Source organism: Terrabacter sp. Ter38, assembly GCF_024519435.1.
Classification (GTDB): domain Bacteria; phylum Actinomycetota; class Actinomycetes; order Actinomycetales; family Dermatophilaceae; genus Terrabacter.
Genome location: NZ_JALJRZ010000002.1, coordinates 438,849 through 464,720, shown reverse-complemented (window position 1 = coordinate 464,720; position 25,872 = coordinate 438,849). Strand labels below are relative to the sequence as shown.

Annotated in this window: 18 protein-coding genes and 1 pseudogene; 7 read left to right on the top strand and 12 right to left on the bottom strand. The window is 67.1% G+C overall.

The features are described 5' to 3' along the window. Positions 1-324: 324 nt before the first annotated feature. The 7 genes from NR112_RS06990 to NR112_RS06960 all read right to left on the bottom strand — a co-directional run bounded on the left by NR112_RS06990 (position 325) and on the right by NR112_RS06960 (position 10,251). Entirely contained in the window at positions 325-1,452 is a 1,128-nt protein-coding gene (locus tag NR112_RS06990; RefSeq protein WP_256793259.1) for a hypothetical protein, read from the bottom strand. A gap of 80 nt (positions 1,453-1,532) precedes the next feature. Next, on the bottom strand, positions 1,533-1,961 hold the full coding sequence (locus NR112_RS06985; protein ID WP_256793258.1) for a hypothetical protein: 429 nt from the start codon (positions 1,959-1,961) through the stop codon (positions 1,533-1,535). Between the two features lie 410 nt (positions 1,962-2,371). Further along, entirely contained in the window at positions 2,372-3,118 is a 747-nt protein-coding gene (locus NR112_RS06980) for a PrsW family glutamic-type intramembrane protease (protein WP_256793257.1), read from the bottom strand. 1,310 nt (positions 3,119-4,428) lie between these two features. Next, positions 4,429-4,863 (bottom strand): hypothetical protein, encoded by a 435-nt coding sequence (locus tag NR112_RS06975; RefSeq protein ID WP_256793256.1) that lies wholly within the window; start codon positions 4,861-4,863, stop codon positions 4,429-4,431. A 276-nt stretch (positions 4,864-5,139) separates the two neighbouring features. Next, a complete protein-coding gene (locus tag NR112_RS06970) occupies positions 5,140-6,324 on the bottom strand; it encodes an IS110 family transposase (protein ID WP_256793255.1) in 1,185 nt (394 codons plus the stop codon). A gap of 438 nt (positions 6,325-6,762) precedes the next feature. Continuing rightward, positions 6,763-7,362, bottom strand: a complete 600-nt coding sequence (locus NR112_RS06965; protein ID WP_256793254.1) for a hypothetical protein — start codon at positions 7,360-7,362, stop codon at positions 6,763-6,765. A gap of 831 nt (positions 7,363-8,193) precedes the next feature. Next, entirely contained in the window at positions 8,194-10,251 is a 2,058-nt protein-coding gene (locus NR112_RS06960; protein ID WP_256793253.1) for a VCBS repeat-containing protein, read from the bottom strand. 253 nt (positions 10,252-10,504) lie between these two features. Between NR112_RS06960 and NR112_RS06955 the strand changes: the two genes are divergently transcribed. Beyond that, on the top strand, positions 10,505-11,476 hold the full coding sequence (locus NR112_RS06955) for a hypothetical protein (protein WP_256793252.1): 972 nt from the start codon (positions 10,505-10,507) through the stop codon (positions 11,474-11,476). Positions 11,477-11,698: 222 nt separating this feature from the next. On the opposite strand, the gene NR112_RS06950 is transcribed toward NR112_RS06955, so the two are convergent. Further along, positions 11,699-12,994 (bottom strand): IS110 family transposase, encoded by a 1,296-nt coding sequence (locus tag NR112_RS06950; RefSeq protein ID WP_256793251.1) that lies wholly within the window; start codon positions 12,992-12,994, stop codon positions 11,699-11,701. A gap of 367 nt (positions 12,995-13,361) precedes the next feature. After that, the gene (locus NR112_RS06945) at positions 13,362-13,688 is read right to left on the bottom strand and encodes a hypothetical protein (protein WP_256793250.1); all 327 of its coding nucleotides are present in this window, start codon (positions 13,686-13,688) and stop codon (positions 13,362-13,364) included. Between the two features lie 774 nt (positions 13,689-14,462). On the opposite strand from NR112_RS06945, the gene NR112_RS06940 reads away from it, so the two are divergent. Beyond that, positions 14,463-14,960, top strand: a complete 498-nt coding sequence (locus tag NR112_RS06940; RefSeq protein WP_256793249.1) for a site-specific integrase — start codon at positions 14,463-14,465, stop codon at positions 14,958-14,960. Then, complete coding sequence (locus NR112_RS06935) at positions 14,855-15,334, top strand: tyrosine-type recombinase/integrase (protein ID WP_256793340.1); 480 nt, start codon at positions 14,855-14,857, stop codon at positions 15,332-15,334. Before NR112_RS06940 ends, NR112_RS06935 begins: the two co-directional genes overlap by 106 nt. A 183-nt stretch (positions 15,335-15,517) precedes the next feature. Here NR112_RS06935 and NR112_RS06930 read toward each other — a convergent pair whose 3' ends face one another. Then, positions 15,518-16,981, bottom strand: coding sequence for a hypothetical protein (locus tag NR112_RS06930; RefSeq protein WP_256793248.1), 1,464 nt, complete (start codon positions 16,979-16,981; stop codon positions 15,518-15,520). A 1,528-nt stretch (positions 16,982-18,509) separates the two neighbouring features. Between NR112_RS06930 and NR112_RS06925 the strand changes: the two are divergent. Continuing rightward, a pseudogene (locus NR112_RS06925) lies at positions 18,510-20,210 on the top strand (FG-GAP-like repeat-containing protein); the annotation flags it as partial. Further along, complete coding sequence (locus NR112_RS23175; protein ID WP_374511804.1) at positions 20,156-20,632, top strand: FG-GAP repeat domain-containing protein; 477 nt, start codon at positions 20,156-20,158, stop codon at positions 20,630-20,632. The pseudogene NR112_RS06925 and the gene NR112_RS23175, both read left to right, overlap by 55 nt. Before the next feature lie 927 nt (positions 20,633-21,559). Here the strand turns inward: NR112_RS23175 and NR112_RS06920 are convergent. Further along, entirely contained in the window at positions 21,560-22,303 is a 744-nt protein-coding gene (locus NR112_RS06920; protein ID WP_256793246.1) for an ABC transporter permease, read from the bottom strand. After that, entirely contained in the window at positions 22,300-23,043 is a 744-nt protein-coding gene (locus tag NR112_RS06915; protein ID WP_256793245.1) for an ABC transporter ATP-binding protein, read from the bottom strand. Before NR112_RS06915 ends, NR112_RS06920 begins: the two co-directional genes overlap by 4 nt. 203 nt (positions 23,044-23,246) lie before the next feature. Between NR112_RS06915 and NR112_RS06910 the strand changes: the two genes are divergently transcribed. Both NR112_RS06910 and NR112_RS22855 read left to right on the top strand, forming a co-directional pair. Further along, the gene (locus tag NR112_RS06910; protein WP_256793244.1) at positions 23,247-24,446 is read left to right on the top strand and encodes a sensor histidine kinase; all 1,200 of its coding nucleotides are present in this window, start codon (positions 23,247-23,249) and stop codon (positions 24,444-24,446) included. Beyond that, positions 24,443-25,123 carry a response regulator transcription factor gene (locus NR112_RS22855; RefSeq protein WP_256793243.1) on the top strand — a complete coding sequence of 227 codons (681 nt, stop codon included), beginning with the start codon at positions 24,443-24,445 and terminating at the stop codon, positions 25,121-25,123. Before NR112_RS06910 ends, NR112_RS22855 begins: the two co-directional genes overlap by 4 nt. Positions 25,124-25,872 lie beyond the last annotated feature (749 nt).

Genomic DNA, 25,872 nt, shown 5'->3' with positions numbered 1-25,872 from the left:
GCAGGCGCGACCATCGGGCTTCATATACCCAGTCTTCGGATCGTGCGCCGATTCTCTTACCGCCCTGTTGGGGGCCGTCAGACCAAACGGGTGGCGGGCACTCTCATGATAGGAATTCTCAGTCCCCGGGATGCGCTCTGCCAAGATGATCGCGCGAACGCGCTCCCGGCCTGCTTCCAGCGGTGACCGACCGATCGTGCTTCCCGCGGCGAGACCGGCCAGGCGGGCCATTTGTGTTTTCGGAGGCACGTCGCAGTCCCGAAGGTGGCGACTCTTGTGAGTTGTCGCCGGGAGGATGGGGTCGGGAACATGTCGCTCCTCGTGTCACTCTTGGGGGTCGGTTCGGCGCAGGGCGACCCGGCGCCGCCGAGTGGAAACGACATCCACGAGGAGAAGGACTGTTCCGCTGACGGCCAGGCCGGCGCCAACGCCGGCGTTCTTCGTGGCCGCCAGCCGACAGTCCGTCATTGTGGAGTTCTTTGCATCGACGGCGAAGACTGCAAGCCGGTGTTCGTGGTGCCACACCGCGGCCGCGTTCAAGTCAGCGGCCTGGTGCGCCGCCTGGGTGCTTTGGGCTGAGCTGAGGTCGGCTTGCGCGGAACTCTGGCGTTCCTGCGCGCCGGAGAGTTGGCTGTCCGCCTTGGTCTGGGCGTCTTCAGCCCTCTTCGCGAGGGATTCGGCGTTTGCTGTGGCCGTCTTTGAGGCGGCAGCGGCGCTCGCGACGCTCTTCTGGTCCTTGGCGATCTTCGCAGTGTCGGCGTCCACGGTTGTCTGTGCAGTCTTCAGGTCCGACTGCGCCTGGGTAATCTGCGCCTTTGCGTCGGCGATCGACTGCGTGTCGTAACTCGTGTCGAGCCCCAGTTGTTGGTCAGTGGTCAGGGTGTCCTTCGCGGACTGCAGGCCCTCTTGGGCGGAAGTGAGCGCGTCGTTGGCGCTCTGGACCTCCTGCTTGTCCCACTCAAGGGCGTTCTGGTCCTGCTCGAGGTCGACTGAGGGCGTGCCACTAGCGCTGTCAGCCGCGGATGCCGCGGATGCCGCGTCGTCGGCCTTGGACTGGAGGCTGGCGGCGGCGTCCTGCGCGGCCTGTGCATCCGCGACGGCGGAGTTGGCCTGATTGATCGCTCCTTGCGCGTCTGCAATGGCCTTATCGTCGGCCTCGGCTGTCGCCGGATCGGGTTGTGGGGACGTGTCGGTAGGCTGAGTCGCCGGCCGCGCTGTTAGGGATCTGAAGCCGTTGGCGCATGAGCCGCCAGCCATGGGGACGAAGAGTGTCGCCGCGCCGGCCGTAAGGAGAAGTACGGCCGCCGCAGCCGCAAAGCGGTGTGTGCGAACCATCCCGCGCAGCCGAGAGCTCCGGGTAACCGTTGCGGGCACCGACGTGTTCCACTTCTCGCGGGAGGCGAGTGGGTCCTCCAACGCGCCGGGGGCCTGGACCCCGAAGTCGTCGAGCAAGGAAGCCACCGTGGTGTCTTCTTCTGGGGGGTCTGGCCGATGTCGACCTTGGCGGGAGCGTCTCAATGTGAGTGGCATGGCTAGTTGGTCCCTGAGCTGTCGCCCAAGGTGAGATGCACCGACCAGTTGGCGCTGACCATGTCTTGGTAGGAGTACTGAAGCACGCCACGGTGTGCGCCTTCGACTCGGTAGTAGGCCGCCTTCGGCACCTCTGCCAAGCTGAAGCTAAAGACGCATGACGTGCCGTCGAAGGTCCCGGGGCCGAGAGCGCTGGTGGCAAGGGTCTTGCCGGTTTCGTCCTCGACGACCACTTGTGTTCCATCGTGGATGTCGCTGTACCCGCCCTGCCCGGAGCAGCTGTCGCCGGGCGAGAGGTCGCTGCTGGCTCTGAGGGTCAGGTCGCCCATCAAGGTGTGCGACTCGCCGCCGATGCCCAGGACTAGGTATGCAGCCCCCGCCAGCAGGGCAACCGTAATCGCCGCGATTCCAATACGTCGGTTGTAACCCACTCGACTTGGCGCGTCGGCTCTTTTGACGTCCGGGACCGAGTTGAGTTCTGAGTCCACAATGGCTGTAGGGGTAAGGCCTCCGTCCACGGACGCCGCCACCCTTGCAGTGCCAGCTGCGGGCGACACATCGGCCCGGACCCGGAGTCCGCTCAGCATCTGCGTGTCCCGCACCGGGAGGGATTGGGTCTGAGCATCGCCGACCGTGGGCGCCGGTGATGAGGCGGTGATGGCTTGGGGAGCGCCTGCCTCCACTCGGGCCGCTAGTTGAGTGTCCACTGGCGCGCCCGCTGGAGTCGAAACAGGTGGTTCGCTCGGGATCGTCAACGGCTTGCCGCAGCGTGCACAGAAGCGCGCGGAGGGGACCTCGCCTCCGCAGGAGGGGCAGGTCGTGATTTCCATGTGGGTTCCTCTCACCGTCGCGACGCTTCACCGAGCGCGCTGACATCGAGTCGTTGGGTGATTTGGTCGCCGGTCCGGACGTAGCCGGCGAAGATGAAGACGATGACGGCTGCAACGACGGTGCCCAGCCAGCCTGAGGACAGCGCGTCATACGCGCCGTGCAGCAACGCGGCAAGGCCGAGCCCCGAGATGATCAAAGGCCATCGGGAAGCCGGGTACCGCGCCGCGAGACCGAGGAAGTAGGCGCAGATGGCCGCCATGAGGGCGTGCAGCAGGGAGTCAGTCAGTAGCCGCCACGTGATGAGAGCGGTGTAGGAACTCGGCCAGAGGTACTCGGCCAAGTCGGCGTACTTCTGTGTGTAGCCGACAGCTTCCGCAGCGCCGAAGGCCAGGCCGGAGACCGCGCCGGCGAAAATGTAGCTGCGGCTGGAGAACACCCTGCGGGCTCGGAACAAGAACAGGTATACCCCCAAAGCCTTCGCCAACTCTTCAGGGAGGCCCACTCCGACGACCATCTTCACGAAATTGGAGTCGTCCGGAGCCATGCGGGACTCGAGGAAGATTGCAAGGGCGGTGCCCACCACAGCCGTCACCAATGCCACCCGCAGTAGCACCAACCAGTCGATCCGCTCGGGCCGGATGAGGCCGTACAGGACGACAAACCAAAGGAGCGCGAAGTACCCGGCGAAACCCCACGCGATTCGATCTATTTCCTGATCGTCCGCGGTCAGGCGAAGCAAGAAGAACGGCGCGATCACAAACAGACAAAACAGGCCGACCTGACCGCGGTGCCATCCTCCATCCCCCCACCAAGAGCGCAGCGGCAGTAGCTGCCGCCAGGGGACCGATCGAAGTTGCTCACCCAGAGCTGCCAGCGGGTCACCCGCCGTCGCGTTCCCCGCTTCGCCGTGTCGGGACCGAAGCGCCGACCTGGAGGTCAACGGCTCCTCGCCAGCCCTACTCCACTCCGAGACCCGCGCCCCGCAGTGACTACAGAACGGACGTGCGTGAACAAGCAGCTGTCCACAGTCGCCGCAGAACCGCATATCCACCCCTGACGTGAAAACGCCGCGCTTCTACTGGGCGCGGGTTGGCACACGAGTTGCCGATGGCAAAGGTAGAGCCAAGTCGAGATCTAGATGTCCCATTTGCCGAAATCTGTCTCGAACGGAATCCACACTTGGTTCCGGGAGTCGCCCCCAGCGCCCGGTCAGCGCCGGACCACCGTCGGCCCTGACCTCCCCGACATCTCGTGATCGGGAAACGGGCGTAAGAAGCGCCCTCCCCCAACTCGCCTACCGGCTCGACCTTCGGCACGGCCTCGTGGAGAGCCGGGGTGCGGTGCAGGCGAGCGCCCGACTCGGTGAGGCGGCCGCTGGGAACGAAACACACGCCAACAGGGTCACCCCGCCTCAAGTCGACCTCACGTCGCCACGTGGGTCGTCGACGACGTGCGTCGACGAGGGCAGCAGAACGACAGCGGCCAGAGCCCATGGCGAGAGGGCCCCCTCCATCGGATCCGCAACATCCTCCGCGCCCGGACCGGAGGACCTCGCCGACCGGAGGCACGGGCCAGCTCGAGCTGGCGTTCGCCGCCCGAGAGGGTCCGCACCGTCCCGGCGCTGCCGAACGTGAGGATCATCCCGAGGTTAAGTGGCTTGGCCTGCGCGCAGCAGATCTGCTCCGTACCACCAGGACATCCACGCCGCCGGAAGGGCGATCGCCGAGAAGATCCTCGAGTCCTTCACCACGTGTCCGATCCGCGAGGTCGCCCGCCTGGGACGCACTCTGGAGCAGCGACCCATCGAGTTCCTCGGCTACTTCGACACCAGCGGCGCGAACAACTGCGGAAGCCGACGCCATCTAGCGGCGACATCGAGCTGCACCGTCGGGGCGCACGCGGCTACCGAAACCGCGAGAACGTCCGCCTCCGAATGCTTCTCCTCGGCGAGATACAGCCGTCACCCCACGCTCGTTTGTCGAGATCCCACACAGGCATGCAACTCGCCCGGCCCTCTAGCGGCTGGTCGATCCCGTCGTCACACGGCGAACTGGTGCCTTGTCGGGCTCATGCGCAGTGAGCGGTGAAGAAGGCGACGAGCACATCACGTTCCAGCAAGGCCTTGTCGTGGATCGCAAACCGCTCCACAGCCCGGTCCGGCGAGGCCTTCCAGACCTGGCACGCATCCGTCCGTTTATCGTTGCTGAGGTCGTTCCACAAGAGACCGATCAGGACACGTTGCACGCTCTGGGACGCCATGGCAGCGGATGCTTCCGACGCCGTGACCTCGCTCGGATCCTTGACTTGGCCATTGTTCGCACGGTCACCGGCTGGAGAGGCCGGAATGCTCGCGTCGATCGCGGATACGGGTTCCGCGTCCGTCGAGTGCGCTTGCGTGGTGACGCCTGCCCGAGCCGTGCCGGCCATAGCGGACGCCGAGCAGCCGCCTAGACCGGCCATCAGCAGTAGTGCGCAGCCCAACCCAACGACATTCGCATTCATGATCGACTTCCCCTGTTCATCTCGTTCTGTCTTGCGTGCCGTGAGGCACACCGCAGCGTAGAGCCGCGGACGTACAGGAGTTGGTAATGGCACGCGTGGCGCCGGGTCCTTCCTGCCGGTGTCACCGCGCGGACCCAGAAACAGCTGAATTCCAGCACGGTGGCGTCCCGATCCGCTTGGGAAGCGGTCCGATCCGAGACGATCACGTCAACCCCAGAGACTAGATGCATCACGAGTTGCGTCATACCGGCTCCCTTCTGTTGTCAAGCGGTGACTTCAACGGCTCTTTGGCGGTCGGTCTTTCGTGGGGTAGCTGCCGGGCGTAGCGTCGGTCGCGCGGGTCCGGGAAGTGGCTGACCGAAGTGCCGGTAGGCGGTGTGAGCCGGCCGCGCTGGATTCTTGAGTCGCCCCGCAGTGCCCTCCCGGACCCGCTCCAGCCGCCCTGTGGGCATCAGCCATCAGCTGGCGAAACAGGGCGTCGGAGATCCTGCGCTTCAAGCACCGGAGCGCCTCGAGGGGCTTCTTGCCCTCTGCACGCTTGCGCCAGTAGTAGGGCCGCCCGTCGCTGTCGAGACGGATCTGGCTGATCGCGGCGATGTGGATCATGTGGTTCATCCGCCGGTCTCCCGCCCGCGACAGCCGGTGCCGGTCCTGCTCGCCGGAGGACGCGTCCAAGGGCGCGGTGCCGGTCCAGGACGCGAACCGGTTCCGGTCGGCGAACCTAGCCACGTCACCGACGTCGGCCAGTGTGCGGGCCGCGACGACCGGTCCGATACCGCGCAGGTCCATCAGACGCGACCCGCGGGCCAGGACGATGGCCTTGAGCTCGGCGCTGGACTTCTTGATCTTCGCATCGAGGGCGACCAGCTCGGCGAGCTCTTCGGCGGCGATCCGTCGACGGGTCTTCCCGGCGATGTCGCGGGGGCGGACAGAGGCGAGCAGGGCCTTGGCCTGCCCCGCGGGGATGTCCTTCTTCGCCTGTCCCGGAAGGAGTTCCGCGAGCAACGCCTGCAGCCGGTTGACAGTCTGCACCCGCCGGTGGGACAGCGCCTCACGGCGGTCGGCGAGCATCCGCAGCGCCTCGAGCTCACCGTCGACCTGCAGCACCCGAAGCCCGGCGGTGCGCACGGCGACGACCGCGATCGAGTACGCGTCCCGCGCGTCGGTCTTGCGGTTGTGGCCGGTGTCGAACAGCCGCACCCGAGCGGCGAGCTTCGCCGGGACGTCCACCACGTACTCGCCGGCCTCGAGGAGCCGCTGCGCCAAAGGACGGCCAGCACCGTTGCTGCCCTCGACCGCCCAGACCCGCTCCGGCCACGCCTTCGCGTAGGCCCGCATCGCGGCGTAGCCCGCCTGGTCGGTGCCGAACCGGCCCGAACCGAGCAACCGCTCGCGGTCGTCAACGACCTCGAGCGTCGCGGACAGCTTGTGGGGATCGAGCCCGATGACCACTTTCGCCATGACGTTCTCCTGCATGCCTCGAACCGACAGGGACGGCGAGGTGGGCAATGCTGCTACGAGCTGGGCAGTCCCCTTTCGAGCCACGCCTCGTCACGGTGCCCGACGGACTGCAGACCGGAAGAGAGCCACACCCCACGAGGTGGGCAGCCGCGAAGAGAGCCTCCCGCCGGACACCTGGACCGAGTCTGGCCAGACACCGATCCTGACGGCAATCGTCTAGCAGCCGCGAGTCGAACGTCCGGACCGAGGCAGTGACTGGCGACAGCCGGAGGCGGCATCCAGCGTCCATTGAAGCGAGGATTCGGCGCCGACCATCGTCAGTGTCGACGTCGCGTACTCGCGGATGCCCGGCCGCCGAGACGTCCGGTGGACCCGGGGTCGCGAGCATAGCCGTTGGTGAATGGAGGGCTTCCTGCCGCGCTGCGACAAGCCTGTGGCTCAGCCGGCGGCGACTTCCTCACCAAGACCGCCCCAGTCATCGCGCCACGCGCCAAGTAGTTCTTGGTCCTGCAGGGCTAGTGCCCGCAGAGAGGAAAGCAGGGCACGGGGTCCGTCTACCGCGCTGACGAGAAACTCTCGCCGCTCGCCGCGTGCCAACTTGTCGACTTCGGTCTCTCGCATTCGGATAATGAGCTTCTCCGCCAGCGTCTTCGCAGCGAGGAGGGCCTTCTCCTTCTCGGGGTCCGGGTAGAAGATATCCACCCGGTCGGCATACACGTAGTTCACAATCCGCAGGACCCCGCGCGCCGCCGTGGAGTCGCCCGCGGGTTCCGAGATGACGTCGTGAACCTTGATGTGCGCGACTGGGGCGCCCGGCCTATCGACCCGATCTAGGAGCATGTGGTTCAGATCGCTGGCCAGGGCCTCGGAATCCGCAGGGTCATTGGGCTTGACGATCCACATGCGTGGCCGCGTATCACCCATATAGAAAGAGTCCATTCTCGCGTCGAAGTCGAGGTAGGACCTCCCGTCGACCGTCGTGATCTCGGGCGGCTGCAACGGCTTGTCCTCCTTGTCGCGCACGTCGACGACCGTCATGAACGAAGGGTTCACAAACGACCCGGTGAACGCCACGCACCCCGAGGGCCCTCCTCCTATCGGTCGCTGCTGCACCTTGGCCGCGGTCGCGCAAAGCACGTGCGTAAGAGCGGCGAGCACCACCAGCGGCTCCGTCTGCGCGACTACCTTCAAGATGGCCGGCACGACTCGCTCGAGCTCTTCTGGGTGCCCCTCTAGGTGCGCCGCGTACTCGTTCGCCGCAGCGTTGGTGGCGTCCTTGTTACCTGAACGCGAGGCTGCGGCGTAGCGACATGTTTAGCGGCGGCGGCGGATGCCGAGACGGCAGCTCTTGCCCGGGTCGTCAGATCGCGACACACGGGATCGCCAAGGACTTGTGGACTGCTGGCGTCCTCGAGCTGCTTCAGAGCCTGCTGCGGCCTGCCGGCGCCAACAAGGGCGAAGGCCAAGGCGCAAGTGCGCGCGGGTTCCGCGGCGACCGGCACGGTCACGGTCGTCGTGACTTGCGGGGTCGTCTGGCCGGCGCTGGTCGGCGGCAGCCCCGCTGGGGCGCTGGAAGCAGACGGAGCCGATGGCGCCGCCGTGCAGCCGGCCAGCACCGCAGTAATCAGCAGCCCCCAAACACCCGCTCGCACGCCTCGCCCCTGATGCCACGTCATGGACGTCAGCGTAGGGATCGTCGCCGGACTACACCTCGAAATCCGGCAAGCCCGACTTAACGGGAAAGTCTCTGGCTACCGACCTCTTCCGCTAATCGTTCCCTCGCGTTCGAAGTGCGTCACTTCGCCGCGAGCCGACCTACCCCGTGCGGGTTGGGCCGTAGCCCTTGAGCCCGCGGGTTGTCGAAGTCAGTTAAAGAATTGCGCTCACGGTGGAGGTGAAGCCTGCCACTGTGGCCGGTCCGACCTCGAGGCGAGAGGTCGAGTTTCGGATGCCGGCGATGTCGGGGTCGCCGTCGCGGTCGAAGTCGCCCACTGCTGCGAGGGCTCGTTTGCTGTTCCAGCCTCCCTCGAGCAGTTCGCGATGCAAGAACCTGGTCGCCGTGGAGGTGCCGGGGTAGAGCCAGAGCTCACCAGTTGACCGTTGTCGAGCGATGAGGTCGGCGTATCCATCGGCGTTGGGGTCTCCGATTCCGATGAGTTCGTCCATCCCGTTCCAGCCACCATGGCCGATGATGCGTCGTTTCTCCAAGCCGGTGCCTCGACCGGGGTAGAGGTAGAGGTCGCCGGTGTTCGCCTGGACAGCCACGAGGTCGGGTTTGCCGTCGCGGGTGAAGTCGCCGACAGCGGTGACCTCACGCATGCCGTTCCAGCCACGGGCCCCGATCTGAAGCCTGGGGGCTAGATAGGTTCTGGTGCCGGGGTACAGCCAGAGGGCTCCGGTTGATTTCTCACTCGCAATGACGTCCTCACGTCCGTCGGAGTTGAAGTCTCCGTGCCTGGTGATGTCTGCCATGGCATTCCAACCGGAGGCTCCGATGCGGGTCGAGGGGGCGAGCCCGGCTCCTGAGCCACGGAAGAGGCGCAGTTCACCCTTGCCCGTGCGCGCGATGACGTCCGACAGGCCATCCCTATCGAAGTCGCCGAAGGTGGTAGCAGGGGCGTCCGGTCGACGCAGCAGGACAGTCTGACTGGTGTCCCCCGGCACGAGCCCGCCGTGCGGTTCAGAGAGGAACGCGAGCATCGAGCCGTACCCCAGGTCGGGTGAGTGGCTTCTGCTTCTGGACTGCGCCCCGCTCGAGGAGACGCTCTCGCGTGTGGTGGTGCCGGTGCTCAGATCGTGCAAGAAGACGTCGGTGAGCCCGTTGGTGTCTGCCGGTACAAGGTTCGAAGCGGACGACGTGAAGGCGACGTATCGTCCGTCACCACTGATCGCCGGCTGCGATGAGGCGCCGTTGCCGGGTTCGCCGGAGGTCGACACGCTGACGCGCCTCGTCGTCCCGGCCACACGGTCGCGCACGTAGATCTGGGCGGCAGATGCCGTTGCGCCCCCTGTCAGCCCGGCGTCTGCGGACGTGAATGCCACGAACCTGCCGTCGGCGCTGATGTCTGGTTGAGAGCTCGCACGCGACGCCTGGCCTCCCGAGCTGGACACGTCAACACGGCTCGTCGTTCCGGCCTTCAGGTCTCTGACGAAGATGTCGGTCACGCCATTCGTGTCGCCCGACACGAGGTCCGGTGCGGACGACGTGAAGACCACGAGCAGACCGTCACTCGTGACCTTGGGCTCGGTGCTTGAACCGGTGGCCTGACGCTCGTCACTGGTCACACTCGCCCGGGTCAACCGGCCAGCGCGGGACACGAAGACGTCGGTCGCGCCATTCGTGTCTCCCGAGACCAAGTTCGTGGCCGCCGACTGGAACGCGACCGTGATGGCGGTGAACTGGATGCTGCCCTCGCTCGCCGATGGGTGGCTGCTCGGACCGTTGGCCTGAGCTCCCACGCTTGACTGACTGAGCCGAGAGGGGGGATCACCCTCATCCCAGTCGGCGAAGACGTCCTGAACTCCATTGGTGTCCGGCGTCACGATGTTGCTGGCCTTCGACGAGAAAACGAGCGTCTTCGGCCGGGACGGCTCGCTGCTCGCTCCGTTGAATGCTTCCCCGCCGTAAAGCTCCATGGAGTAAGGCGGGGCGAAGTAGTTGTCACCCCAGCCGGGACCGAACAGGAACACGTCGGCAACCCCGTTACGGTCGCCAGTGACAAGGTCTGAGGCAGTGGACGAAAACGCGATCGCACCGGCGAGGTCCGGAGCGGAAGGGGTGCCGACCGAGACGTGCCCCGACGCGTTGACACTGGCCAGCGTCGTGGCGCCGGGATCGCCCGGTTCCGCGCCGGACGGTGTAGCCACGCAGCCGATGGTCACCATCGATGTGGCCAGGACGAGGGCGGTGGTGAGTTGCCATCTCATGCTGAGTCCCTCCGAACCTGGGGCTCAAGGGGAGCCCGCTCCCTCCAGTGTGGCGACTGCACACTGCAGCGGCGGGAGAATGTCTTGGACCGGCGGAATCCCCGTGGTCTAGGTCATCACCGGCCTCGTGGTGCGCGTCGCCGCTGACGCGAGCCGCGTCCTTTCGCCGCCTGCCGGGCGCGTGCGTCTCACCCACATGATGCCGATGAGCGATAGTCGCCCGACGTCAAAGGACGTGGGTCACACTGGCCCGATGGAGTCCGAATCCCCGCGCGACCGCAGCGCCGCCGTGGCAGCGCACCGAGCGCACCAATCCGATTGGCGCGAGAAGGAACTTGGCTGGCCCGCCGGGCCACCTACGCACCGTGGAGCAGCGAAGCGCTACCCGGTTCTGGGCAGTTGCCTCGCACCCGAGTTCGACGGGCGATCTGCGAAGGCTGAAGGGCTCAACCTGATGTCCCCGGCCGCGAAGTCCTACGCGGATGCCCGGCTGGCCCAGCTTCAGACCCTCGGCGGCCTCGCCGAGGACGACCGCCTGTGGCGGAACCTGCTCTCCAGCCAGCCGCTGGCCTTCAGCATCGCAGGCGAACTGCGTGAACACCCGGCAGCGACCGCCCGGGTCTTCGCCGCGTTGACCGGACAGCAGGTGGCCTCCCTCGAAGACCTTGCCGACACCCAGACCCCCTCGCATGACCTGGGCGGCATCGAGGCCGAGTGGTTCCCGCCCAGGGACCTCCACACCGGGGACCGCTCCGGTTTCGACATCGCCGCGTACCTGCGGCTGCAGGAAGGAGAGAGCCTGCTGGTTTCGGTCGAGGTCAAGTACGTCGACACGTTCTCGGCCAAGAAGGTCACGTGGGAGCGGTACGCCACCCAGCTGGCCTCGGCCGGGCTGGACGAGGGGTCGATGACCCGCATCGTCGCCGCCGGTGGTAGCCAGTTCCTGCGCTCCGTCCTGTTGACGGACTCGTTGCGCCGACACGGGCTGCGCCGTCGGCACGAGGTGCATCGGACCTTGGCGGTCGTTCTAGGTCGCCAAGATGACCGGAACGCGAGGAAGGTCGTGCAGACGATCGCAGCATGCCAGCCACACACCCCGGTCGCCTACTGGTCGCACGAGGACTTCTTCGACGCGTGCGCTGCACAGCCGGAGCTCGCCCGGTGGGCTGGGCGCATGCAGCGGCGCTACGTGCTGGCGGTGGGGAAGACCTGGACTTCCGAGTGACCTCGCCGGGGCAGTCCCAAGTCGCCGCAGCAAAGATCCCCAGGATCTCGCCGATGTGGACCCGGCTTGGATTACAGCTGCCACACTCCATGAGCGGTATTCGGGTCGAGGAAGGCCTCGCTACAACACCGACCGCGTAGTGGACCCAGGTCCACCGATCAGGCCCTAGGGAACGCCGGTGTATGGCCCGTCGACGTGCGTCACTTCGGCTCCCCTCTGTTGTCAAGGTGCCGGGACCGGCTCTTTGGAGTCTGCGCCGGCGCTGGTCGCCGTCAAGGTCGTTCGTCCGGTGGGGCGCTGCACCTTGACGGCTCCGGCTCGTCGGCGCGGCTGCTCAGGAGCCGAGCCCGGGCGGGGCTTCGCAGGGGTTGTGGCGGCGGGTAGCGTCGTGGGTGCGGGTCCGGGAAGTGGCTGATCCGAAGCGCTGGTGAGCGGGTTCGAGCCGGCCGCGCTGGATTCTTGAGTCGCCCCGCAGTGCCCTCCCGGGCCCGCCCCGGCCGCGCGGGCGTCGGTGACGAGCTGGCCGTACAGCGCGTCGGAGATCCTTCGCTTCAGGCATCGCAGCGCCTCGAGGGGCTTCTTGCCCTCGGCGCACTTGCGCCGGTAGTAGGCGCGCCCGTCGGTGTCCAAGCGGATCTGGCTGATCGCAGCGATGTGGATCATGTGGTTCATCCGCCGGTTCCCGGCCCGCGACAGCCGGTGTCGGTTCTGCTCGCCGGAGGACGCGTCCAGCGGCGCGGTGCCGGTCCAGGACGCGAACCGGTTCCGGTCGGCGAAACGGGCCACGTCACCGACGTCGGCCAACGTCCGCGCCGCGACGACCGGACCGACGCCACTCAGGTCCATCAGCTGCGACCCGCGGGCGATCACCATTGCATTGAGCTCTTTGGTCAGCGCTTTGATCTTCTTGTCGACCGCGACGAGCTCGGTCAGCTGCTCGACCGTGAGCCGCCGCCGGGTCTTGCCGGCCAGGTCCCGCGGGCGGACCGAAGCGAGGATTGCTTTGGCCTGCAAGGGAGTCAGGTCCTTCTTCGCCTTCCCGGGGGTCAGCTCGGACAGCAACCGCTGTAACCGGTTGACCGTCTGCACCCGCGCCCGGGACAGCTCATCGCGGCGGTCGGCCAGCATCCGCAGCGCCTCCAGCTCGTCGTCGTAGGACAGCACCCGCAGACCTTTCGTGCGTGCCGCGACGACCGCGACGGCGTGCGCGTCGTGGGCGTCGGTCTTGCGGTTGTGCCCCGTGTCGAGCGACCTCGCCCGTGCCGACAGCTTCGCCGGCACGTCGACCACGCGCTCCCCGTCGGCGAGCAATCGCTGCGCCAGCGGCCGGCCAGCGCCATTGCTGCCCTCGACCGCCCAAACCCGCTCCGGGCAGGCACGCACCTGTGTGCGCATCGCGGCATAGCCGGCCTTGTCAGTGGGGAACCGTCCCGTCGCCACGACTCTCTCGTGGGCATCGACGACCTCGATCGTCACCGACAGCTTCTGGGGATCGACCCCGATGAACACCATCGCCATGTCGCCACCTCGTCCTCGTCTCATCGTGGACCTGCAAGGAGTCGCGAGGCGGGCAATGCTGTTATGAGCAGGGCAGTCCCCTCTGGAGCCACGCCTCGTCACGGCGCCCGGCGGGCAGCAAACCGAAAGAGAGCCACACCGATCACCCTGGTGGGCAGCCGCGAGAAGAGCAGCCCGCCGAGCACCTGGAACCGAGTCTGGCCGGACACGGGTCCTGCCGACAATCGTCTAACAGCCGCGAGCGCGGACATGTCACTCCGCCGCCTAGCCCCGCGGGGGCACGGACCATAGGCTCGGTACTACGCTCCGCAGGGACGCCCATAACGGGCGTCGAAAGGGCTCGCTTACACGCCTTGAAGCGCGACCTTCACAGTGCTGGCATGCGCAAAACTCCGCGGCAGCTCTCCGTGGCCGGCACTGGGGGTCCGCCCTCAAGGCTGTGGTTGTTGTCATCCTTCGCGGTCGGCGCCTGCCTCAAGCCGGCGAAGGAAACCCAACCCTTGCCATCGGCAAGATGGAACCAGATGTCGCTGTTCCACGGTGCTCGGTTGCGCGGGTAGGCCGGCTGCGTCTCGGTCCAGCCGTCAACGGTGACCAGTTCATTGGGGCTGAAACCGCCAACCTTTTGACCCCCTGGAAGAGGGACCGCACGTATGGCGGCGCCGACGGGGTCGTAGCGATTCTGCGCGAACACCGTGAAGGGCTGGCACCCCCCGACGATGGTTGCGACACCGTCTGGTGATCGGGCCCCCCGTAGGTAGTACCAGTCGGCCGATCCAGCAGCCAAGGCAAGGACCACTAGGACACTCGCAACACCACGGGACTTGGAGGGGTAAAGCACGTAGAGGACTAGGAGCCCGACCACAGCACCACAGGCTGCCATAACTACGTTGCCGACCTGCGTAAGGTAAAGCTGAAAGTAGGCAACGAGGCCAGCGGCGATCCCGGTAAGAACTGCGGCGACCGCGAGTGCCCAGTGTGGCGGTTCGTGAGTATTTGTCGAGCTTTGCTGAGGGATGGTCACTTCGCCTCCCAGTGTCGCGGTCGCTACCTTGCCAGGAACACGGGCCAGCCCGTCGTTCCATTGTGCGGTCTCCGAGATCGCGTCGTCACGCACAAGAACGCTGATCTACAACCCTTGCGGACGCGCCCATGGCGATGCATCTCCTGCCACAGATCAGAGGCGTCCTCTACCGGCCTGGTAAGGACCGCTGCGTCTGCGCGATGGCGGCCGAGGACCCGAAACCTCGGAGGCTCGGGCAGTCGACGAAAATCTCGATATGTCGGTGCGTGATGCTGAGTCTTTCCGCCGCCTGCAGACCGGGCCGAAACGCTGGCAGGTGGCTAGCGTCGATAGGTCCATGCGCCTGGCCGCCAGCGGCGGGCGGGGTCTAGGTCAGTGAAGCATCGCCGCGCGAGGTGACTTCATGTCCGGCCCGTCCACCCTTCTACCGTCCAGCCCGCGACCATGTCCAGGGCCCAACTCGCCGCCGTGTCCTTCCTGGCGCGCTACGCCGGGAGCACCCACTCCCTCTACGCGTTCCAGCTGCGGGAGTGGTTCGCGTGGTGCGAGATCAGCGGGCTCGACCCGCTCCTCGGGATCCAGCGAGCACACATCGAGCTCTACATCCGTCACCTCGGCGAGCGGGGCCTGATGGATTCGTCCATCGTCACGATGATGCACGCCATCCGCGGCTACTTCCGCTTCGCCCACATCGACGGGCTCATCAATGCCGACCCAGCCGTGTACGCGCGGCTACCCAAGATCCACCGCGACGAGTCCCGCACCCAAGGACTGGACCGGCTCGAACTGACCGTTTCCTCCAAGTCGCCCCGACCATCACCGTCCACCACGGCGCCCTGGCCTACCTGCTCGGCATCAACGCCCTCCGCGCCTCAGAAGCCGCCGCGGTGCGCATCGAGGACTACGCCGATACCCTCCGCGGACACCGCGTCCTGCACCTAGTCGGCAAAGGCAACAAGCCCGCGACCATGCCGGTCACCGTCCCCGTGCTTCGAGCGCTCGAGGCCTGCCGCGGCCAACGAACGTCCGGGCCGCTGGTGCTGCGACCGGTCTCAGGCAACCCGATCGACCGACGCGACGTCTACCGAATGGTCGCCCGGATCGCGAAGACCGCCGGCATCCCGCGGCACATCAGCCCCCACTCGCTACGGCACGCCGCCATCACCAACGCGCTCGACGCCGGCGTCCCTCTCCGGGACGCGCAGATCCTGGCCCGGCACGCCGATCCGCGCACCACCGAGCACTACGACCGCGCCCGCGGCAACCTCGACCGACACGGCGTCCACTTCCTGACCGCCTACGTCGCCGGCGTCTGAACCGCCTTGGCGCACCCGCAGGAGGCCGACTGGGGCGGGCATCATCAACGCGTCGATGCGGAACTTCGGCGTGCGTCGGGGCCGGTGGGGTCGCTTCCGCCGCGGATCGGTAAGGAAGCGTCGAGATTGGTCTGCACGGCTACGAAATGCTGCCCTTCGTGTGCCGGCATCAGCGCCCGTGTGCTAACTCTGGCGCGGCAGACCGTCCCGGCTGAGGTCTGTGCCCTTATCCGAGTCGCTGTGGGCCTTCTCGTCGCGCCCCGCCGGTGAAGGAACCCCAAGGACTCCGGCGCGGCCGTCGCCGGTTCCGTCCTGCGACGAGAAGTCCGTCGAGGCGAGCGACGCGGGGCGCGTCGGCTCAATCTCCGCCGACTCAGTAGGGGAGACCTGGCGCATCTTCGGGGGTGCCGCTGACCACGCCTTGAGGTCGCCGAGGAACTCGGCGTAAAACGAGTCGATCGCAGTGAGCACGGAATCAATAAACGCGCCGCGACCCCGGCCACGTTTCGTGCCCACCGTCGACGAGGTTGCAACCCGGAACGCGCGGACCTCCTTCGCCGGGTCGGTGATAAGCACGCCCGGGGTCTCCCGCACGGTACGGAGCAGCTCGGCGGCGCTGGACCCGCGCGAGTGCGCTGTGAAGCACTCCACGCGCGCACTGTCGGGCGCGTTCTTCAGCTGGCGCACCAGCCAGTTCACCCGTGTCGTGGCACGGTCGTCGCGGGGGGCGTCTAGATCGACGTGGCAGGAGACGCGTCCGGAGCGAAGGTCAGCTGTGACGACCAGCTGCCCCACGGTGTCCGGGATCCGAATAGCCCCAGACATCTGACCGGTGGCGCACAGCTGTTGGGTCAGGGACTGCGCGCGTAGAGCCGGTTCGGCGAGCTCCTTACGGGTGAGGACTGGGACCACTTCGGTCCCCAGGCGTCGCCCGAGACTCAGGCTCGCGAACCGCAGCAAGGCGTCGTAGCGGGCCACGACCGTTGCGATGCCTTTGTCTGTGGCTCGAAGCGTTCCCGCGGCAACCGCGTCGCGCACGGACGTCCATGACTCACCCATATCGTCGAACTCCAGCGCTCCGGACCTTGAGTGCTCGAGGTAGCGGATGAGCTCACCGAGAATCCACGCCTGGTCGGGGTCTGCCACACCCCTGAACTCCTTCTGCATAACCGCCTCGGCCAGGACCTGGGACCAGGACAGGTGGTGCAGGTTGACCTTGCGCAGCTTGCGTTTGTCGATCTTGGTCGGGTGTTGGCCGGCCACGGCCGGGATCTCGTTCGAGATGGTGAGGACGGAATCAAAGCCTTGGTCGCGCGCGATATCGAGGTAGTTCTCCAGTTGTTCAGCGGCCAGCTCGTTACTGCCCGTCTTGACCTCCACAAGAGCCGTCCAAGACTTCACCCCGCGGGAGACGCGGATGAGCCCATCTGGGTACAGCTTCCTTTCCCCCAAGACGAACGGCACCTCGATAAAGCACTCGATCGCCCCGGCAGGAGCGCCCAGCGGTCGGACCAGCGCGCGGCCATACTCCCTAACCGCGGTCATTACGGCGAGCAAAGCTGACGTCGCCCGGCGCTCCTGCTCCTCGGCCCCGTTGATGCCGGAAGTGGGGATGAGTCGTGCTTCGTTCCACGAGTGCTCGGCCATAGGATTCCCGTCCGGAAATTCGGAAGTGACAGCCCCGACCGTACCGCCGCGATGGCGTACTGCGCCCGCTATCGGCGGCGTGCGATGTGGCATCGGACCTCGCGCCATGGGTGACGCCATGGCTACGCCGACGCACTGATCCCCCTGACTCGGAGAGCTCAGTGAGTGCGCCACACCGCCGCGGGCTGGCGCTCGCGCTTAGGCCGCGCTGCTTTGTTTATCGCGCTCGCAAGGTAGACGTTCGCCACGCTTCCGCGGCCCGGCGTCTTCAGGAGTGCGCCGGCGCTCAGGCGTCGCATTGATCCGCTCCTAGCCCATGCGTCATGACCTTTGCCTTGACTACCACCCCCCGGAAGTGGACGACGCGGACGGAGCAGGAGTGCCCGTCCGCGTTCACGCCTAGCTCACGGGCGAACGCGTGAGCATCCGACACTTCTCTCGTTAACGCGGCGAGCTCACTTTGATCTTTCCCGAACTGCAACGAGGAACCAACTAGCACCGCCTTGGCGAATGAGCCCTTAGCGCCACACCAAACCAGGAATGACCGGTGCCACGCCAGCGCTGGCTGCTGCAGCCGATCGCCAACCAGTGCCGTGCGGTTCATACCCTGATAAGCGGTAGCGACACAACGGTCGTACGCGGCGACAGCGTTGGCCATCCACGTGCGCGCATCGTCCTCATCGCCTAGCTCACGAGCGACCGCCGCGCCGGCAACGCATGCGACCGCTGCAGCGCGAGGCGGCATGTCAGGACGTGCTACCGCGTCAAGCAACTTTGACCGCGCCTCGCGCAACAACTCGGACCTGCGCGGTTCCTTGCTTTGGGCCGCCCACTTAACGCGGTTCAAGCCTTCATGAAGAGGAGCTTCGACCAGTCCCCGCAACCGGGTCTCGAGGTTCTTCAAGGCCTGGTCTGTCGATGAGCGAGCAAGGCCAGCTGCCTGGGCCAGAGACAGAATCGTCTTGGCGCTGGAGAGCACGCTCACCACAGACACGAGTCCACACCTCCGTCGACCGAGTGCATCCCTACCCCTGTTATAGGCGGGAATCATCTGCCCGGCACCGATATCGGCTCGCGGAAGCCTACGAGCGACGACCCACACCCAGATTCGCCTGCCCGCCCTCAAGCGACCCAAACCATGGCCGAGGAGCGCCGAGAGCAGGTCTGAGCTGCGTCACATCGCCGCGAGCAGGGCATGTTTGGTCGCGGCGGAGGGTGCGCCGCAAGACCTCTGCAGCGCCGTGTGCTGGGTCCACGGCGGCCGCCCTCCCTGAGCAGGCATGGGTCATTTGCTGGCGGGAGGTACAGACCTCGCGGATGACAAGGCGCGGAGTCGCCGCGTGCCGGTGGCCGGAGGTCTCCCCATGAGGAGGCACCTCATTTCGGATCTCTGAGCGATGTTGGGGAGATCGCCGCGAACAGGCTCCTCGAGCGCGATCATGGTCATGCACGTGCTCATGCCTCCTGCTGGCTCCCGTTGCAGACGTCGCATCGGGGATTGGTGGCCCTGGGTGAGGCTTCGGCGCGGATGACCTGTCGGGAGTTGGTGAGCATGAGCCTGCGTCCTCTAGGAGCTCTTGTCTTGCTGGTCGGCTTGTTTGCTCCACCGACCACGGCGCCTCCGACCGCCTTAACGGCATCGGCGGTCATGGGTGTGACAAGCCGGGTCAGCGTCGCCACTGGAGGTGCGCAGGCCAACAGTTCCAGCGCTAGCCCAGTACTCAGCGCTAACGGTAGGTTCGTCGCCTTCACCTCGAGTGCCAGTAACCTCGTGCCCAAGGACACCAACGATTGGCCCGACGTCTTCGTCCGGGACCGACTGACCGGCGCCACAAGCCGCGTCAGCGTCACCAACACGGGAGTTCAACTCGATATCGGCAGTTTCGTGACGTCGATCAGCTCGGACGGCCGGTACATCGTCTTCGAAGAGGTTGGTGATCCAGGCGCGGGGTCCGCGGGCGTTTTCGTCCGGGACCGCAAGGCGGGGACCACGACGCTGGTGAGTGTCTCCACGGCAGGGACACCGGCCTACTTCGAATCGCGCGAAGGAGTGATCAGCGGGGACGGCCGCTACGTCGCCTTCAGTTCTGCGACGACCGACGTGGTCCCTGGCGACACGAACGACAGCACCGACGTGTTCGTCCATGACCGGCACACCGGCACCACGAAGCGGGTCAGCGTTGCCACGGGCGGAGATCAGGCCGATCGCGAAAGCTATCGGCCAACCATCAGCGAGGACGGCCGCTACATCAGCTTCATGTCGACGGCGACCAACCTGGTGGCAGGAGACACCAACGGACAGCTGGATGTCTTCCTGCACGACCAGGTTTCCGGTGACACGACGCGGATCAGCGTCGCTACCGGGGGCGCTCAAGGCAACGACCTCAGCATGGCGCCCGCGATCAGCGCGGATGGTCGGCACATCGCATTCGCGTCCTATGCCACCAATCTCGTGCGCGGAGACACAAACCACGCACTCGACGTCTTCCTCCATGACCGGATCACCGGGGAGACGGTCCGCAGCAGCGTGAACACCACGGGTATGCAGGCCAACAACACCTGCTCCTCACCAAAGGTCAGCCGGGACGGTCGCTACGTCACCTTCGAGTCGTCCTCGACCAACCTGGTGGCCGGTGACACCAACCAGGCTTCGGACGTCTTCGTCCACGACCAGACCACCGGCGCAACAACTCGAGCAAACGTCTCCACCGCCGGCAGCCAAGCCAACGTCGACTCGGGCACCAGCGCCGAACCCGCGATCAGCGCCGACGGCCGCTACGTCGCGTTCGTCTCCCTGGCTAACAACTTGGTGGCAGGAGACACCAACAACCCGGACCCGCAAAGCTTCACGGGGGTCGACGTGTTCGTGCGCGACCAGCTCACTGCCGTACCGCAGACGCGTTTCGGTGACTTCAACGGTGGCGGGTGGTCGGACGTGATCGCTCGGCAGACCTCGACCGGTTCGCTCTGGCTCTACCCCGGTAACGGCGTCGGCTTCACCGCTAGGACCGAGGTCGGCACCGGTTGGAACTCGATGAGTACCATAACTCGCCTTGGTGACTTCGACCGGGACGGCCACGAGGACGTCATCGCTCAAAACAAGACGGGAGTTCTCTGGCTCTACAGAGGGACCGGCCACGGGTTCATGTCACGAGTCAGGATCGGAGCTTCGGGGTGGAACGCCATGCGGGAGGTCACTCCCGTAGGGGACCTCAGCGGCGATGGATACCCCGACCTTTTGGCCGTCCAAACCTCGACCGGAGCCCTATATCTCTACCCCGGACGGGGAACGTCGTTCGGCGCAAGGCAGTTGCTCGGCTTCGGCTGGAACAACATGAGCGAGCTGGCTGGAGTCGGCGACTTCAACGGGACGGAGACCCGGACCTGCTCGCCCGCCAGGACGCAACCGGGGAGCTGTGGCTCTACCCGGGTCGAAGCGGCGGCTTCGCCGCAAAGAGCCGGATCGGCCGCGGCTGGAACGGCATGCGAGACCTCACCGGTATCGGCGACTACGACCGCGATGGTCACCCCGACCTGTTCGCGGTGCAAACCACGAGCGGCAAGCTGCTCATGTATCCCGGCCGAGGCACGTCGTTAGGGGCGTCCTTGCAAGTCGGGACAGCCTGGACCGGCTACCGGCCGCTGCTCTAACCACCATGTCTACTCGCTGCCAGTCGAAACGGCTGCGCCGAACACGCCGCTTGGACGGCACCCGCACCCTCCCCTACCTGCAGGAGGTGGCTCAGGATGATCTGGACACCCACCGCGTCTCTTCGCCGCCTGTCAGGCACATCTCCCATGGCACGAGTCCGGGATTAGCTCTGCATGTCGCGCAGCGCACAGACATCCCCGAGCCCCCGGCGCACTCTCAACTCATGAACACGAAAAAGAGCTTGAGATGCACTATCGGCCGGCACCGCTGGCAGCCCACCACCGTCGCTGGGATGCGCGAACGGGTCTGCGTTCTCTGCGGTCGCAACCACTTCGACGCCTCGGTACATCCAGACCGAAGCTCGGGCGAGGACACATCCTTCCACTTCATTCCCTGGGGCGCCGGAGGAGGCGGGGGCATCTTCTGAATCGCCACCGACAACAGCGGCGACCTCAGCACAGATGACTTTCGCGAGGCACTGTTCGCCGCCGAGCACCGAGTGCACTCGACGCAAGCGGCTGCACCATCCGCGTCATTTCGCCGCCAGTCGACCGTCAGAACCGCCAGTCAACCGTCAGAGTGGTGCTCGGTGAGGAGGTATCGCGTGGAGCTGGCTCGCGAAGACGTGTAGTCGTGGCTGGGCAGCGGAAGCCGGGGGGACCGGCTTACGTGTGGTCGGTCGAGCGGGGGCATCGGTCGAACGTCGCCGACCCATGTGGTCGCGGCGAACGACGAGGACCCAACGACTTGATACTGCTGGCCGAGGCGAGCGAGCGTCCCGGCCGTTCGCCGGTGGGATTCCCGGATCCGTCAGATCCGGGCGCGGCGACGACGACGAGACGGCCGGGACGATGAGAGTCCCGGCCGTCTCGGCCCGATGCTGGGCCTGCCCTTTCGGGCGTGCCGCCATGGATGCGTCGCCCTGTTCAGTGCGCTTCCCGGCTGAGGGTGAACCGCGCTGCGACACCTGAAAGGGCGATCGCCCACCCGGCGAGGACGGCGGCAGCCACCCAAGGGCTCAGCATCGCAGTGCCGGCAGCGCCGACCGTGGTCAGGGCGACCGCCGCCCCAGCGGGCAGCCACTTGGCGACCTCCGGCGCGAGGGACGCGAGGATGCCGATTTCGATGATCATCGTCCAGCCGATGCCGCCGAGGATCGCGGCGACCGTGTTGCGGGTCAGGGCACCGAGGGCGACGCCGAGCAGCCCGAAGAGTGCGGTCGCCACGGTGGTACCGACCCACAGCTGCACGAGGTCTATTGGGAGGGTGTGCACGCCGCGTGCACCGTAGATCACGACCGCCTCGACCCAGGCGAGACCGAAGGTCACAGCGCCGACGACCGCACCGAGACCGGTGGCCGTGACGAGCTTCGCGACGAGCACCCTGCCGCGCCGTGGCGTGGCCAGGTAGGTGGAGATGATGGTGCGGCTGCGGTACTCCCCCGCGATGATGACCACGCCCATGGCGAGCATCACCATCGAGGTCAGTGCGGCGACCGACAGCGTGTGGCTGACGTGAGCGGTCGACCCGAAGGCCGGGCCCCCGGGGTTGGGCACGAGGGCGTTGGAGGCGACCGACAGCCCCCCGAGGACGACGGTGACGGCCAGGCTGATCCACGCGGCCGGCGTGGTGCGGAGCTTGTGCAGTTCGAGGGAGATGAGGTGGTTCATGACCAGGCTCCTTGGATGTCTGTGGGGTGGTTGTGGCGGGGGTCGGTGGAGTGGGTGACGGCATGGAAGACCGACTCCAGGTCGGCATCCCCGACGAGGTCGGCCAAGGGCCCGGCGGCGGCGAGTTTGCCGCCGTTGATGACGATCAGGTCGTCGGCGACTGCCTCCACCTCGCTGAGCAGGTGGCTGGAGAGCAGGACCGTGCCGCCTTGGTCCGCGAAGGACCGCAGGTACTGGCGCATGCCGCGTATGCCGTCGGGGTCCAGTCCGTTGAGGGGCTCGTCGAGGACGAGCACCGACGGACCGGCGACGACTGCCGAGGCCAAGGCGAGCCGTTGGCGCATCCCGAGGGAGTAGCCCCCGACACGACGCCGTGCGGCGGCGGCCAGCCCGAAGTGGCCGAGCACCTCCGCTGCACGGTCTGGCGACATGCCAGCCTGGCGAGCGGCGATGCGCACGTGGTTAAGGGCGCTGCGGTTCGGGTGGAAGCCCTGGTCGAGCACGGCACCGACGACCCGGGTGGGGTAGGGCAGGTCGCGATACGGCAAGCCGTCGATCGTCGCCGTCCCGCTGGTCGGCTCGGCGAGGCCGAGCAGGATCCGCATGCTCGTGCTCTTGCCGGCGCCGTTGGGGCCGACGAACGCCGTGATCCGACCGGGCATGGCCACGGCGGTGAAGCCGTCGAGAGCCAGCACGTCGCCGTAGCGCTTCGTGAGCTGGTGGAAGGACAGTGTTGCCATGGTGCGCTCCTTGTCGTGGTGCCCGTTCTGCGGGGCGTGGTTCCACCATCCGCCGCGGCTCGGGTAGTCGTCGTCGGCCGGTGGAGTGAACCTGGCCGTGCTGCTCCCGGACGATCCGAGCTGCCCCGGCGTCACGACATACATCTGCGGGAGTACACCTCGGAGCCGATCCCCGCGGCGTTCGGCCCGCCTACCCTTGAGCCATGGCCCCCTTTGCCCGGCCCAGGCCGCGGTTTGACCCGCGGGTCTTCGACGCCGTGGTCGCCGTCGCGCTGCTGGGCCTGCTGGCGTTGTCGTTCCCGGGCAACGTCCACCCCGGCCAGCGCCCCGCCAGCGGAGTTGCGTGGGTCATCGCGTTGGGTCTGACCGCGCCGTATGCCGTCCACCGGCAGCATCCGATGGCCGCCACCGTCACGGCTCTGGCGGCTCTGCTCACCTGGTCGGTGCTGCACGTAGCGCCGTATCCGGGCGTGTGCCTCTTCGTCCTGGTCTTTGGCGTCGCCCTGCACGGCACCCGCCGGCAAGCGGTGGTCACCTACGGGACGACGGTGGCCGCACTGGCCGTTGCCCTCGCGCTTCAGCCCCCGGGAGTGGCGGTCGTCAACGACTGGGTCAGCACCCTGCTCGCCGCGAGCGTGGCCATGCTGGGGGGCATCAGCCTCCGGCAGCGGCGTCAGCGCTGGGCCTCCTTGGAGGAGCGGGCACAGCTGGTCGAGCGGGAGCGCACCGAGCGTGAGCGCGCCGCTGTTGCAGCGGAGCGACTGCGGATCGCCCGCGAGCTGCACGACGTGGTCGCCCATGCGATGTCCGTCATCGCGGTGCAGGCGGGCGTCGGCTCACACGTCATCGACACCGATCCCGACAGTGCCCGGTCCGCGCTGAGCGCCATCGAGGTGACGAGCCACCAGGCGCTCGTCGAGATGCGCCTGATGCTTGGGGTGCTGCGCGATGACGGCGAGACCGCGGACGTGCGCCCGGCGCCCGGCATCGAAGACCTCCGCGCGCTGGCCCTCGAGATGCGTCGGTCCGGTCTCGGGGTCACGCTCCAGGCACCAGCGGCACGCGAGGTGCTGGCGGTGCCGGCGCGCGTCGAGCTCACGGCATACCGCGTGGTGCAGGAGTCGCTGACGAATGTCCTCAAGCACGGCGGGCCCGTCGCGCACGTGCGCGTGGGTGTGGAGGACGGGCAGGTGTCGATCGAGGTCACCGACGACGGCCGGCCCCCCGACGCGCGGCTCGCCGGGGACCGAACGGCGGCCGCTTCCGAGGAAGGCGGCGGTCACGGTCTGGTGGGCATGAGGGAGCGGCTGATGCTCTACGGCGGGACGCTCGAGGCCGGCCCGCGGGCGGGCGGCGGCTTCCGCGTGAAGGCGTGCCTGCCCACCGGTGCGGAGACGTCGTGACGTCGCCGGTGCGCGTCGTCGTGACCGACGACCAGGCGCTCGTGCGCGGCGCCTTCGTCGTCCTTGTCAACTCCGCCCCGGACCTCGAGGTGGTCGGCCAGGCCGGCGATGGCGCCGAGGCCGTCGACCTTGTGCGGTCGCTCGCGCCCGACGTCGTGCTGATGGACATCCGGATGCCCGTCATGGACGGCCTGACCGCGACCCGCGCCATCGCCGCCCTCGACAGCCCGACCAAGGTGCTCGTGCTGACGACGTTCGACCTGGACGAGTACGTCTTCGCTGCCCTGCGGGCTGGTGCCAGTGGCTTCCTGGTCAAAGACACCCCTCCAGCCGAACTGCTCGAGGGAATCCGGATCATCGCCCGCGGCGACGCCCTGCTCGGCGCCACCGCCACCCGACAGCTGATCGAGCAGTTCATCCGGACCACCCCTGCGGAGTCCCACACCGTGCGGCCGCAGCCCGGATCGCTCGACGTCCTCACCGAGCGCGAGGTGGAGGTGCTCACCCTCGTGGCTCGCGGGATGGCGAACCACGAGATAGCTGCAGCACTCTTCGTGGCGCCCGCCACGGCGAAGACCCACGTCAGCAGGCTGCTGACCAAGCTCGGGGCGCGTGACCGCGCGCAGCTCATCGTCACCGCCTACGAGTCAGGCCTCGTGACTCCCGGCTTCCTCTGACGGATCGCGGCCACGGTCGTCTTAATGAGTCGCGCCCTCAACCTATCGTCGAGGTTTTGTCGCCGGAGCCCGCAAGCCCCTGTCGTGGTGTGTTTTCGAGTAGGCGGTAGAGGTCTCGGGCGACGTAGCGGGCTAGGCAGCGTTTGATCTCTCGGCCGGTCTTGCCTTCGGCCGTCCGGCGGGCAACGTATTCGCGGGTGGCTGGCTGGTACTGGAAGCGCCTCTAACGCCAGATGGTCGAGCTCCTGATCAGGCCAGCTCCTCCCAACCGGGCCGGGGCCGGCGACCACGAGCGGACAGGTCGCACCAAGGCACGAGGCCAGTCACTCCGGGGGTCACACTCGCGGTCACCAACCACAGCCCAGCACCTTCAGGCTGCGTTGGCGATCCTCACAGTCATTCCGCCGCGGAGCGGCCATGCCCTTGCGCCGCATGACGGACGACGGCATCCCGCTCACTCTCCCGGGAGGGAAGGAAATCACCGACCCGTCTCACCCGACCCTGACGTACACAGCGCCGGGACAGACACTGAACGTGGTCCAGCGCGGCGACCCGAGCCTGCCGACCGCGTCACCCGAGTCTGATGGATGTGCCTGATCGGCCGATCCGCGGCAGCCGATGGGGGTAGCCTCCGAGATGGCCGGGCGCCATGGATCGGTGCCGACGAACTGCTCTCGACCGGCCGAGATGACCGTGCCCGTGGCGGGGAAGGGGGGTCAACAAAGCGTTCTGGCGCGCCGGCGATTCCT

Excerpts from the sequence above, each read along its gene's own strand:
- NR112_RS06960 (WP_256793253.1), bottom strand. The coding sequence starts at position 10,251 with ATGAGATGGCAACTCACCACCGCCCTCGTCCTGGCCACATCGATGGTG.
- NR112_RS06915 (WP_256793245.1), bottom strand. The coding sequence starts at position 23,043 with ATGGCAACACTGTCCTTCCACCAGCTCACGAAGCGCTACGGCGACGTG.
- NR112_RS06930 (WP_256793248.1), bottom strand. The coding sequence starts at position 16,981 with ATGGCCGAGCACTCGTGGAACGAAGCACGACTCATCCCCACTTCCGGC.
- NR112_RS06975 (WP_256793256.1), bottom strand. The coding sequence starts at position 4,863 with ATGAATGCGAATGTCGTTGGGTTGGGCTGCGCACTACTGCTGATGGCC.
- NR112_RS06940 (WP_256793249.1), top strand. The coding sequence starts at position 14,463 with ATGTCCAGGGCCCAACTCGCCGCCGTGTCCTTCCTGGCGCGCTACGCC.
- NR112_RS06955 (WP_256793252.1), top strand. The coding sequence starts at position 10,505 with ATGGAGTCCGAATCCCCGCGCGACCGCAGCGCCGCCGTGGCAGCGCAC.
- NR112_RS06910 (WP_256793244.1), top strand. The coding sequence starts at position 23,247 with ATGGCCCCCTTTGCCCGGCCCAGGCCGCGGTTTGACCCGCGGGTCTTC.
- NR112_RS06920 (WP_256793246.1), bottom strand. The coding sequence starts at position 22,303 with ATGAACCACCTCATCTCCCTCGAACTGCACAAGCTCCGCACCACGCCG.
- NR112_RS06965 (WP_256793254.1), bottom strand. The coding sequence starts at position 7,362 with ATGACGGTCGTCGACGTGCGCGACAAGGAGGACAAGCCGTTGCAGCCG.
- NR112_RS06950 (WP_256793251.1), bottom strand. The coding sequence starts at position 12,994 with ATGGCGATGGTGTTCATCGGGGTCGATCCCCAGAAGCTGTCGGTGACG.
- NR112_RS06970 (WP_256793255.1), bottom strand. The coding sequence starts at position 6,324 with ATGGCGAAAGTGGTCATCGGGCTCGATCCCCACAAGCTGTCCGCGACG.